Annotated in this window: 9 protein-coding genes and 2 pseudogenes; 7 read left to right on the forward strand and 4 right to left on the reverse strand. The window is 60.0% G+C overall.

Translation table 11 applies throughout. From position 1 onward, the window contains the following. Window positions 1-117: pseudogene (locus HWX22_RS30795) on the reverse strand (IS5/IS1182 family transposase); the annotation flags it as partial. A gap of 505 nt (window positions 118-622) precedes the next feature. Between HWX22_RS30795 and ansP the strand changes: the two are divergent. From ansP to HWX22_RS30825, 6 genes are all read left to right on the forward strand, one after another. Further along, the gene (ansP, locus tag HWX22_RS30800) at window positions 623-2,113 is read left to right on the forward strand and encodes an L-asparagine permease (RefSeq protein WP_175889157.1); all 1,491 of its coding nucleotides are present in this window, start codon (window positions 623-625) and stop codon (window positions 2,111-2,113) included. A 74-nt stretch (window positions 2,114-2,187) separates the two neighbouring features. Further along, a complete protein-coding gene (locus HWX22_RS30805; RefSeq protein ID WP_175889156.1) occupies window positions 2,188-3,600 on the forward strand; it encodes a circularly permuted type 2 ATP-grasp protein in 1,413 nt (470 codons plus the stop codon). A 64-nt stretch (window positions 3,601-3,664) separates the two neighbouring features. Next, entirely contained in the window at window positions 3,665-4,606 is a 942-nt protein-coding gene (locus HWX22_RS30810) for an alpha-E domain-containing protein (protein WP_175889155.1), read from the forward strand. Between the two features lie 8 nt (window positions 4,607-4,614). Next, window positions 4,615-5,421 (forward strand): transglutaminase family protein, encoded by an 807-nt coding sequence (locus tag HWX22_RS30815; RefSeq protein ID WP_175889154.1) that lies wholly within the window; start codon window positions 4,615-4,617, stop codon window positions 5,419-5,421. A 539-nt stretch (window positions 5,422-5,960) separates the two neighbouring features. Continuing rightward, window positions 5,961-6,206: an EamA family transporter gene (locus HWX22_RS30820; protein ID WP_175889153.1), complete on the forward strand. Its 246-nt coding sequence runs from the start codon at window positions 5,961-5,963 to the stop codon at window positions 6,204-6,206. Window positions 6,207-6,235: 29 nt separating this feature from the next. Further along, window positions 6,236-7,159 carry a LysR substrate-binding domain-containing protein gene (locus HWX22_RS30825; RefSeq protein WP_175889152.1) on the forward strand — a complete coding sequence of 308 codons (924 nt, stop codon included), beginning with the start codon at window positions 6,236-6,238 and terminating at the stop codon, window positions 7,157-7,159. 96 nt (window positions 7,160-7,255) lie between these two features. Here the strand turns inward: HWX22_RS30825 and HWX22_RS30830 are convergent, their stop codons facing one another. The 3 genes and pseudogenes from HWX22_RS30830 to HWX22_RS30840 form a co-directional block, all read right to left on the reverse strand. Next, window positions 7,256-7,495: a hypothetical protein gene (locus tag HWX22_RS30830; RefSeq protein ID WP_175889068.1), complete on the reverse strand. Its 240-nt coding sequence runs from the start codon at window positions 7,493-7,495 to the stop codon at window positions 7,256-7,258. Then, a pseudogene (locus HWX22_RS30835) lies at window positions 7,478-7,561 on the reverse strand (IS5/IS1182 family transposase); the annotation flags it as partial. The gene HWX22_RS30830 and the pseudogene HWX22_RS30835, both read right to left, overlap by 18 nt. Window positions 7,562-7,605: 44 nt before the next feature. Beyond that, window positions 7,606-9,846, reverse strand: coding sequence for an NADP-dependent isocitrate dehydrogenase (locus HWX22_RS30840; RefSeq protein ID WP_175889151.1), 2,241 nt, complete (start codon window positions 9,844-9,846; stop codon window positions 7,606-7,608). A gap of 765 nt (window positions 9,847-10,611) precedes the next feature. On the opposite strand from HWX22_RS30840, the gene HWX22_RS30845 reads away from it, so the two are divergent. Continuing rightward, window positions 10,612-10,899: a DUF883 family protein gene (locus tag HWX22_RS30845; RefSeq protein ID WP_175889150.1), complete on the forward strand. Its 288-nt coding sequence runs from the start codon at window positions 10,612-10,614 to the stop codon at window positions 10,897-10,899. Window positions 10,900-11,531: the final 632 nt, after the last annotated feature.

Below are 11,531 nucleotides of genomic sequence, written 5' to 3' on the forward strand. Positions count from 1 at the left end.
CGTCAGCAATCGCGACCACGGCACGAGCTTCTCCATCTCTTCCAGGAAACGCTGGCGCCGAGTCATGCGCTTCTTGCCCGTGCTTTCCGCTTCCGCAAAGCTCATTTGCCGTTTCATCGTCGTGGACCCGTTCCGTGAACTATCTTCTACAACGTCCTCGGCTGCGTCAGCGATGACCACAGAGCCGGATAAATCAGTGTTTCCCTAGGGATATCGACGTGCGTTCATGTCGAAAATGCCGAGTGAAAGGTTCCAGAGACTTGTATGCCGAATACGCGTAGCGTGTCGCTCACGGCAATGCCGAGCGATGCGCTACGCGTATGCGGAAAACAAGACATTTTTGTAATCGTCGCGTTGCATCCCCAAAAATTGGGTCGCGTTTCAAGACGTTTTCTGTCTCCGTCGCATGCGCAATCTGGGACAGAGTAAGTCGAAATTTGCATAGCGTTTGTGAGCGAAATTACGGCTGCGTACGGTTCGGGTTGATGGTGTCATTCTCCATTGTCTGTATGCGATAGAAACGATGCGCATATGTAATGCGCCGTCGCGAGACTGCGGGCACCAGTGGGTACGGATCGCGGTATGGTTCGAACGAAATCACGCAGCATAAGAGGATGCAATCATGGCATCGATTCCCGAGCCGTCATCAAACGGCGAGAACACCAAGCAGAACTGGCTCGAATCGCACGAAGCTGGCTATCATAAAACTCTCGGCAACCGGCAAGTTCAGATGATTGCGATCGGCGGCGCGATTGGCACCGGTCTGTTTCTCGGTGCCGGCGCTCGTCTGCAAGCCGTTGGTCCGTCGCTTGCGATCGTCTACCTGGTTTGCGGAGCATTTTCGTTCTTGATTCTGCGCGCGCTCGGTGAACTTGTGATGCACAGGCCTACTAGCGGGAGTTTCGTGTCGTACGCACGCGAGTTTCTCGGCGAGAAAGCGTCCTTTGTTGCGGGTTGGATGTACTTCCTGAACTGGGCGATGGCGGGCATCGTCGATATCACGGCGGTCGCGCTCTACATGCATTATTGGGCACCATTTGCTGGTGTGCCGCAATGGGCCTTTGCGCTTGTCGCGCTGTTCATTGTCGCGACCATGAACCTGATCGGCGTGAAGTGGTTTGCCGAGATGGAGTTCTGGTTTGCCTTGATCAAGGTTGCCGCAATCGTGCTGTTTCTCATTATTGGCACGGTGATTCTCGGTGTCGGTGGCCATGTCACCGGCCACGACACGGGGATGCACCTGATCACGGACAACGGCGGATTCTTCCCGCACGGGCTGATGCCAGCTCTGGTGTTGGTGCAGGGTGTTGTGTTCGCATTCGCCGGGGTTGAACTCGTCGGTATTGCCGCAGGCGAGTGCAAGGATGCGCGCAAGATACTGCCACGTGCGATCAACAACGTGATCTGGCGGATCGCGCTTTTCTATGTGGCATCGGTCGTGCTACTCGTCTGCTTGCTGCCGTGGAGTGCGTACAAGGCGGGGCAGAGTCCGTTCGTGACGTTCTTCGGCATGCTCGGCGTCCCCGGCATTGGCTCGGTTATGAATATGGTAGTGCTGACTGCTGCCCTGTCGAGTCTGAATTCTGGGTTGTATTCGACGGGCCGCGTGCTGCGCTCTCTGGCAATGGGTGGTTCCGCGCCGGGGGTGCTCGGGCGGATGAGTTCACATTCGGTGCCATACGTGGGGATTCTTGTAACTGTTGCGATCTATTTCGTTGGGGTGCTGCTGAATTATCTTGTTCCGTCCAGCGTATTCGAGATTGTGCTCAACATCGCGTCCCTCGGCATCCTCAGTACGTGGGGCTTCATCGTCGTTTGCCAGATGAAGTTCCGAACGGCAGTCAGGCGCGGCGAGGTAAACGACGTGTCGTTCAGGATGCCCGGTGCCCCGTTGACGTCATGGCTCGTTTTGTTGTTTCTGCTCGGGGTACTTGTGCTGATGGCGTTCGACTATCCGAATGGCACGTACACCGTAGCGTCGATTCCATTCGTCGGACTGATGCTCGTGATGGGATGGAAATGGGTCAGTCAACGCTCGCGACGCACGATGCTGAAACCGACGATTCCGTCGGTCGCGCTCACGCAGAAAATCCTCGAGAAGGACGACAACTAGGCTTGGGTGACGGGCAAGAGGGGCAGCCGCTGGCTCGCCTTCGGTTGCTGCCCTGAACAAACGAGGGAATTACCATGACACCGTTCGACGAAATGCACACGGGCGGGCAGGTTCGCGCGCCGTACTCGCAAGTGAATACATGGCTCAAGGCGCAGAATCCCGCGAGCCTCGCCCAGAAGGCCCACGACGCGGAAGGCGTGTTCCGCAAGACGGGCATCACGTTCGCCGTCTACGGCGACGCGGAGGCCGCCGAGCGGCTGATTCCGTTCGACATCGTCCCGCGCATTATCTCGGGCGCGGAATGGAGCCGGCTATCGCTCGGGATCGAGCAGCGCGTGATGGCGCTCAATGCGTTCCTCGACGACATTTATCACCGGCAGGAGATCGTGCGCGCGGGCATCGTCCCGAAGCACCTGATCGCGCACAACGAAGCATTCGTGCCGGAGATGATCGACTTCCGGCCGCCCGGAAACGTTTACACGCACATCATCGGCGTCGACATCGTCCGTACCGGCGAGAACGAGTTCTACGTGCTGGAGGACAACGCGCGTACGCCGTCCGGCGTGTCGTACATGCTGGAAAACCGCGAGACGATGATGCAGCTCTTCCCCGAGCTGTTCCAGCAGGTGAAGGTGCGTCCGGTCGAAACCTATCCGCAGTTGCTGCGCCAGTCGCTCGCGGCCGTGTGCCCGCCGGGCGGCAACGCCGACAACCCGACCATCGCCGTGCTCACGCCCGGCATCCACAATTCCGCGTACTACGAACATTCGTTCCTCGCCGACCAGATGGGCGTGCACCTCGTCGAGGGCAGCGACCTGCAGGTGATCGACGGCCGCGTCGCGATGCGCACGACCGAAGGGTTCCGCCCGATCGACGTGCTGTACCGCCGCGTCGACGACGCGTTCCTCGACCCGCTCACGTTCCGCCCCGATTCGGTGCTCGGCGTCGCGGGGATCATGGACGTGTACCGCGCGGGCAACATCACGATCGCGAATGCGCCCGGCACGGGCATCGCCGACGACAAGGCGATCTACTCGTACATGCCGGAGATCGTCGAGTTCTACACGGGCCGCAAGGCGCTGCTGGAGAACGTGCCGACCTGGCGCTGCGGCGAGGCCGACAGCCTGAAGTACGTGCTCGAGCATCTCGACGAACTGGTCGTGAAGGAGGTGCACGGCTCGGGCGGCTACGGGATGCTGGTCGGGCCGTGCGCGTCGAAGGCCGAGCTGGAGGCGTTTTCCGCGAAGCTGCGCGCGCGCCCCGCGAACTACATCGCGCAACCGACGCTCGCGCTGTCCACGACGCCGATCCTGACCGACGCCGGCCTCGCGCCGCGCCACGTCGACCTGCGGCCGTTCGTGCTGGTGTCGGACCGGATCCGCATCACGCCGGGCGGGCTCACGCGCGTCGCGCTGAAGGAGGGATCGCTCGTCGTCAACTCGAGCCAGGGCGGCGGCACCAAGGACACCTGGGTGCTGGCCGACTGAGCCGGACGCGACCGCGCGCGCCGCAACCGGCGCGCCAACCGAATGAAGACGGAGTGGACACGAGATGCTTCTGGGACGTACTGCAAGCGGTCTCTACTGGATGTACCGCTATATCGAGCGCGCGGAGAACATCGCGCGCATCGTCGATGCCGGGCTGCGGATGGCACTCACGCGCACGTCCGACGCGCCGGCCGAATGGTCGTCGGTGCTCGTCAGCTCGGGCACGGACGACGGCTACCGGCAGAAATACGACGCGTATGCGGCCGATACCGTGACCGACTACCTGCTGCGCGACCGCGACAACCCGTCGAGCGTGCTGGCGTGCATCGAGGCCGCGCGCTCGAACGCGCGGATGGTGCGCACCGCGCTCACGCGCGAGGCGTGGGAGAGCGTGAACGGCGCGTGGCTCGCGCTGCGCCGCGCGCTCGCGCAGCCGGTGCCGGAGAGCGAGTTGCCGGCCGTGCTCGACCAGGTGAAGCGCGAAACCGCGCTGATCCTCGGCAGCTTCTACAGCACGATGCTGCGCAACGAGATCTTCGATTTCGCGCAGATCGGCGCATTCATCGAGCGCGCGGACAACACCGCGCGGATCATCGACGTGAAGTACCACCTGCTGCTGCCGTCCGTGTCGCACGTCGGCACGATCCTCGACAGCTACCAGTGGGAGACCATCCTGCGCTGCGTCGCCGCGCACCGTTCGTACCGTTGGGTGTACGACGTGCAGTACAAGCCGATGAACATCGCCGACTACCTGATCCTGAACGGCCGCATGCCGCGTTCACTGCGTTATTGCTACGGGCGCGTCGTGTCGAGCCTGAACCTGCTCGCGAAGGATTACGGCGTGACACACCCGTGTCACGACACGGCCACGAAGATTCTGCAAATGCTGTCCGATACCTCGGTCGAGCGGATCTTCAAGAGCGGCCTGCACGAGTTCCTGACCGACTTCATCGGCCGCAACAACAGCCTCGGGCTCGAAATCGCCCAGGCCTACAACTTCGACTGAGACTTGCGATGCGACTCGAGATCGTCCACTCAGCAAGGTACTCTTACGACGGACCTGTGCCGCATATGCTACAGCGCCTGCGGCTTCGTCCGCCGACGAGCCGCAGCCAAACGGTTCTGAGCTGGGAAGTCCTCGCCAACGATCGGCCACCGGAACTGTCGTACGTCGACGGATTCGAAAACCATGTCGACTTGACAAGCAGCATCGCCGACGCGACCGAAATCGTGATCGTGTCGCGTGGCGAAGTGACGACGCACGAAAAGATGTGCATGCTCGACCATCCGGAAGGCTACACACCTCCGTGGTTGCTTTTGCGGGAGTCGCCGCTGACACGATCGGGGAATTCGCTCAAGGAGCTGGCGGCAGCGCTAAAAGGTAGGACCGACCGGCTCTTACAGCTACATGAACTGATGGCAATCGTGCATGACCGCTTGGCATACGCGTCGAACACTGCAGATACCGTGACAGATGCGGAGTCTGCATGGATGAGCGGGCGAGGCTCATGTCAGGATTACGCACACGTATTCATTACAATTGCGCGCCGGCTCGGCATTCCAGCACGCGTCATATCCGGCTATGTGCTAGCGGATGATTACGAAACACGGCCTGCGAGCCGTACGTGGGCTTCGGCGTATGTCAATGACCTCGGCTGGGTCGGCTTCGATCCTGTCGACAATATTTGTCCCAACGAGCGCTATGTGAAACTCGCCGCAGGCGTCGACGCTCGTGGCGTAGCACCGGTGACGATCCACCGCTCGACAGCGTGTAGGGAAACACTCGCCGTCGAGATCGCGATGCGACGAATGGACGAGTGAGACAGATGCCACTCGGTGAGCCGAGTCGGTCAAACAAGGGAGTGATACCGCACTCGCACGGATGCGGCCACTATGGCTCGGTTATGGCAGATGTTGAGGCGCTGTACCGCACGAGACGGATCTTCGACCTACTCGGTTTCAGATGCCGAGCGCTCACCAATCGATCGAGCAGATCGCATTAACCGGTTACATAATGATAAAAAAGCAAAGTCACATTGTGATCCCCGGGGGCGCGACGTGGTACCGCGGGCACTCAGGCCTACAGCGTCTATTTTCTTCACACCGATCAGCGTCGCGTTGTCCGTACCGATGATCGCTCACTTAAGTGGTGGCGACGCGATCGCTACCTGCTTCGCGTACAGAGACTTTCATGGGTATGACCTATTGGGCTTCGCACTCGCGTCCGCGACAACCGGTTACTGGGCCGTCTATATTTTACTGACACGCAGCGTTGCGGTGCGTAAGAGCGGGATTGAGGGACTGTCGCTGTCACTTGGCGTTCCATTCCCGGTGTCGCTAAGCGTTTGCGTCGTGCAACCGTGACACTTGCGGATCTCGCGCACGCTGCCGGCATCGCGTTGCTGCTTCCGCTCATTCCCCATGCGATTGAGATGTCGATGCTTCGTCGACTCAACGTACGGATCTTCGGCACCCTGATGAGTCTCGAGTCTGCCGTCTCGAGCTTCATGGAATGGGGCGTGCTGAAGGAAAAGGTGTCGGTTTTCCAACTCGCCAGCGTGTTTCTGGTTTCGATCGTGAGCGCCGGTACCAGCGTCAAGCGCTAGAGCGTTGTGGGCTTTTTGGGAGGTATGCAATGGAAGCAAAGTGGCTCGAAGACTTTTTGAACCTAGCGGACACCAAGAGCTTTTCACGCGCAGCCCGTAACCGGCATCTAACACAGTCGGCATTCAGCCGCCGGATCGCCGCGCTCGAAACTTGGATGGGGGCGAAACTTGTGGATCGGAGCATTGCACCGGTAGCGTTGACACCGGCCGGTCAGATGTTCCGTGCGCTGGCCGCTGATATCCTGCGCAGCATGTACGCGGCTCGTAACCTCGTGAATGGGTACGACGAATTCTCGACGAACGAACAGGTGGTGCGGTTCGCTGTCGCTCACACGCTGGTTTTCACGCTATTCCCGGCGTGGCTGCAGCGGCTCAAGAATGACGTTGGTCACGTGACCGTCAAAGTCAACGCGGTGAACGTGCCAGAGGGTATGCAGCAACTTGCTAGCGAGGAGTGCGACCTTCTGCTCGCTTATCACCATCCTCAGCTTCCGATTCTGCTCGATCCGAATCACTATCCATTTATCCGCCTCGGCATCGAACGGATCATGCCGGTTTCTGCGCCGGACATGACCGGCAAGCCGCGGTTCCGACTACCTGGCACACCGTCAGAGCCGCTTCCACTGCTCGCATACTCGTCCGGCGCGTTCCTCGGCAACGTGGTAGAGATGCTGCTGCTCAACGCGACGGAGCAGTACGAACTACATCGCTGCTTTGAGACGCACATGTCTGAAGCGTTGAAGTGCATGGCGCAGGCCGGCCATGGGATTGGATGGCTGCCCGAAAGCTGTATGACGAAGGAGTTGGCTGACGGTAGCCTCGTCATCGCTGGTGGCGCACACTGGGTCACGGAGCTCGAGATACGTTTGTATCGTTCCGCCCGCAAGCGGGGGGAGGCTGCGGAGACGCTATGGTCGCGCATTATCGCCTGCGCACACGCAGGAGCCAGTTAGCGGCAGACTGATCACTTGTTTGGCTTTGGCAGGCGCCGAGAACGGGGCTGTCTTCCGCAACGATCGATCTGTCCGTTCCTCGACAGCAACGCGTGGTCACGACGCTAACACGGAGATGGCGTCTGGGATCGTCTGGCGCTCGACCACCTGAAGCGGGCTGATCAACTGACGACGCTGCGCGGCGGACAGCTTGCTCGGGCTTGCTGGATGGTCACGATACTGAGCGGACAATGACGTGCTCTTCATGAGCCTCGGGGATGAGACGGGCCAGGTGAGGTGATCCTGTTGCCCGGCCGGCTGGAGAAGTTTCGGGATGAGGCGATCGGTGTAGCCCACACGCGGTCTGCTCAGCGGTTGGTCGCACAATCCGCGGATCGGTGGAATCGCGTCGATCAGTTACAACGGACCAGAATACTAGCCGCCCGCGCTCGCCGGGCGGCGCGATTTCACTGAGTGCGAACCGCAGCGAGCGCCTCATTGAGCGTCCGGCTCGGCCGCATCACTGCATCGAGCTTGTCGAAGTCGGGCTTGTAATAGCCGCCAATGTCGGCCGGGTTGCCTTGCACGGCCGACAGCTCCGCAAGAATCGTTTGCTCGTCGTCGGCCAACTGCTTCGCGAGCGGCGCGAACTGCGCGGCCAGCGCGGCGGCGTCCGTCTGTGCCGCCAGTTCCTGCGCCCAGTACATCGCTAGGTAGAATTGGCTGCCACGGTTGTCCAATTCACCGGTCTTCGGGCTCGGACTCTTGTTGTTGTCGAGCAACCTGCCGGTGGCCGCATCCAGCGTCTTCGCAAGAATCTTGGCCTTCTCGTTACCTGTCTTGATACCCAGTTCTTCGAGCGACACGGCGAGCGCGAGGAATTCACCGAGCGAGTCCCAGCGCAGATGGTTTTCTTCCACGAGTTGCTTAACGTGCTTGGGCGCCGAGCCGCCCGCGCCGGTCTCGTACATGCCACCGCCCGCCATCAGCGGCACGATCGACAGCATCTTCGCGCTCGTGCCCAGTTCCATGATCGGAAACAGGTCCGTCAGGTAGTCGCGCAGGATGTTGCCCGTGACCGAGATAGTATCGAGCCCGCGCACGACGCGCTCGAGCGTGTAACGCATCGCGCGCACCTGCGACATGATCTGGATGTCGAGGCCCGTGGTGTCGTAATCCTTGAGGTACGTCTCGACTTTCTTGATGAGCTCGAATTCGTGCGGACGATACGAGTCGAGCCAGAACACGGCGGGCGTGCTCGAGTTGCGCACGCGCGTGACGGCGAGCTTGACCCAGTCGCGGATTGCCGTGTCTTTCACTTGACACATGCGCCAGATGTCACCTTCCTCGACGTTCTGTGTGAGCAGCACCTCGCCCGTCGCGACATCGACGATGCGCGCCTCGCCGTCTTCCGGCACTTCGAAGGTCTTGTCGTGCGAGCCGTATTCCTCGGCCTTCTGCGCCATCAGGCCGACATTCGGTACGGTGCCCATCGTGACCGGATCGAAGTTGCCGTTGGTCTTGCAGAAGTTGATCATCTCCTGATAGATCCGCGCGAACGTGCTCTCTGGAATCACCGCCTTGGTATCCTTCGGACGGCCATCGGCCCCCCACATCTTGCCGCCGAGGCGGATCATCGCCGGCATCGATGCGTCGACGATCACGTCGTTTGGCGCGTGCAGGTTCGAGATACCCTTGGCCGAGTCGACCATCGCCAGTTCCGGACGGTGCTCATGGCAGGCGTGCAGATCGCGGATGACTTCCTCGCGCTTCGATTCCGGAAGCGAATCCAGCTTCTCGTAGAGGTTCGCAAGGCCATTGTTGACGTTCACGCTCAATTGGTCGAACAGATTACCGTGCTTCGCGAACGCATCTTTGTAGAAGATTCTCACAGCGTGGCCGAAGACGATCGGGTGCGAAACTTTCATCATCGTCGCCTTCACGTGCAGCGACAGCATCATGCCGCTCTTGCGCGCATCTTCCATCTGGTCCTCGTAAAACGCGAGCAGCGCCTTCTTGCTCATGAACATGCTGTCGATGATCTCGCCGTCCTGAAGCGCGACCTTCTGCTTCAGCACGATGGTCTTGCCGCTCCGGGTGACAAGTTCCATCTTGACGTCGCGCGCGCGGTCGAGCGTCATCGACTTTTCGCCGTGGTAAAAGTCGCCGTGCCGCATGTGCGCGACGTGCGTGCGTGACGCCATGCTCCACTCGCCCATGCTGTGTGGATGCTTGCGGGCGTAGTTCTTCACCGCAGCGGGCGCGCGGCGGTCCGAATTCCCTTCGCGCAGTACGGGGTTCACTGCGCTGCCGAGACACTTCGAATAGCGCTGGCGGATCACCTGCTCCTCGTCGGTCTTCGGATCTTCCAGATAGTCCGGCACGTTGTAGCCTTTGGCCTGCAGTTCCTTGATCGCGCTCACCAACTGCGGCACCGATGCACTGATGTTGGGCAACTTGATGATGTTGGTGTCGGGAAGTTGAGTCAGCCTGCCCAGTTCTGCGAGGTTGTCGGGCACCCGCTGCGCGTCGGTCAGGAACTCCGGAAACTCACCCAGGATGCGCCCGGCGACCGAAATGTCGCTGGTCTCGACCTGAATGCCCGCCGGTCCGGTGAAGGTCCGGATGATGGGCAGGAATGCGCTGGTCGCGAGCAGCGGGGCCTCGTCGGTGAGGGTGTAGATGATTGTCGGTTGCTGGGTCGTCATTGCTGGGCTCTGGGCAGACGGTTGAAAGGCATCCCGCACGCGCCATCGGCGCGGGAGCGGAAACGTTGATCAAGGATCGGGCAACACTGAGACAGAATCAATGCGCGGAGCGGACAGCGATGCCGGGCCGATGTCCACGAAAGTGGAACGCGATGACGAACACTGCCGTCTGCGGCGCAGACCATATAGCACGAGCGGATTCTGCCTGATTTTCGCGGTCGCGGAAATGCAAGTGTGCTGCATCGACGGGGTGACTCCACAACCCTGAGGGGCCAACCGGCTTTCCAGAAAGCAGCCATTCGGTGATCCGCGGACGCATCAGCCGGTCAGCAAGCTTCGACGTCGATAGCGGTCACGCGACGCGCGTCAAGCGCAAGCATCCGTGCAAGTTTCACCGGAGATGCACGTTGCACCTCCGATATCGCCGTCGAGCACAATTGCAGGACCTCGTCGTCGGGATTCACTTCGTTGAACAGATGAGGTTGTCGTCTCCTGTATCTCGATGCCGCGAATAGCAACAGGTTAGTCGAAATACGCATGCCTCTTGTCAGCAAAAAATCGATGACGTACGGTATCTCGCAGGCGTCACTAGTCGATGCGTACAAGGTATTCCAGATGACCTTTGATCCAGTAGAACGATGATTCGAGGAGCATGTCAAGCGAGCTGCGGTGTTCATCGCGGCATTGAATGCGATCGTAAGATCGTCGAACTGGTGTCCGCACGTGACATGAAATCAGTAAGCAATCGATAGAAGGGAGATCGCGATGTCTACGTTGGCTAGCTTGCAGGGCGCAGCAGAAAGGGATGTGAAGGGGGCTGATAGCGAAGCTGTCGGTGGTCAAGCGGACGGTGAAGAGAGCGTGCGTGATGCGGTCGGTGATCGACTCAAGCAGGTCAGGAAAAAGGCAGCGGACGCCCAAGTGATTGTCGTCGAGAAGGGTAAAAAGACGGCTCGTGTGGCAAACGAGTATGTGCACGATCGGCCCTGGACGTCGGCGGCAACTGCCCTAGGGGTTGGCGTACTGATCGGTTTGTTGATCGGCCGGCGATGATTGAGTTCGCGTCATTGTGACTAGTGCGTCGTTCAAGAATCTTCGGTCGATCGAGCATCTTGTGCAGATGCGGCGCACGGAACACCTAGACGTGTATTTCTGAACACCGAGGCTTCGTCACTTGGGCATGTGTGCCCAGGTGACGGGCGAATTCTGTTCGCAGAAGCTCGTCAAGCCCCTTGTAATATCTCATTCTCATCCTGCTTTACTCGGCGCACTACAACTCAATCTGATCATCGGCGTCTTCCCGGTTGGTCGGAAGTTGCGTTCAGGCTGTTCATGATTGGTTGCCGGTAGTTTTGCCCAACTCGGGCAATTTGTCAGTGCTCGTTAGCGTCGACTTGGCCTTTGTCGAATCACTCCTCCCTCCCTCCCTCCCTCCCTCCCTCCCTCCCTTTCATGTAGCCAACTCAACAATTTTTGGCTGACGTCAAAGGCTGTACGTGTCGGCGGCGCGCGAGGTTCCCAGTATTCGGCCTGCTCCGGGTTCTTAGTAGCTCAACACATGGCGGTTTCAAGGGCGAAGTGCAACACCTCGCGGGTTACTGAACAGGAGCGCGATCCGTGGGGTTAGCCAGAATCTGAGCAAGGATTTCCAGAGGCGTGTGCCAGTTCAGCGTGGCCCGCGGACG

Origin of the sequence: Burkholderia sp. BCC1638, from assembly GCF_902833195.1 — a bacterium.
Lineage (GTDB): Bacteria > Pseudomonadota > Gammaproteobacteria > Burkholderiales > Burkholderiaceae > Burkholderia > Burkholderia diffusa.

Excerpts from the sequence above, each read along its gene's own strand:
- ansP (WP_175889157.1), top strand. The coding sequence starts at position 623 with ATGGCATCGATTCCCGAGCCGTCATCAAACGGCGAGAACACCAAGCAG.
- HWX22_RS30805 (WP_175889156.1), top strand. The coding sequence starts at position 2,188 with ATGACACCGTTCGACGAAATGCACACGGGCGGGCAGGTTCGCGCGCCG.
- HWX22_RS30810 (WP_175889155.1), top strand. The coding sequence starts at position 3,665 with ATGCTTCTGGGACGTACTGCAAGCGGTCTCTACTGGATGTACCGCTAT.
- HWX22_RS30815 (WP_175889154.1), top strand. The coding sequence starts at position 4,615 with ATGCGACTCGAGATCGTCCACTCAGCAAGGTACTCTTACGACGGACCT.
- HWX22_RS30825 (WP_175889152.1), top strand. The coding sequence starts at position 6,236 with ATGGAAGCAAAGTGGCTCGAAGACTTTTTGAACCTAGCGGACACCAAG.
- HWX22_RS30840 (WP_175889151.1), bottom strand. The coding sequence starts at position 9,846 with ATGACGACCCAGCAACCGACAATCATCTACACCCTCACCGACGAGGCC.
- HWX22_RS30845 (WP_175889150.1), top strand. The coding sequence starts at position 10,612 with ATGTCTACGTTGGCTAGCTTGCAGGGCGCAGCAGAAAGGGATGTGAAG.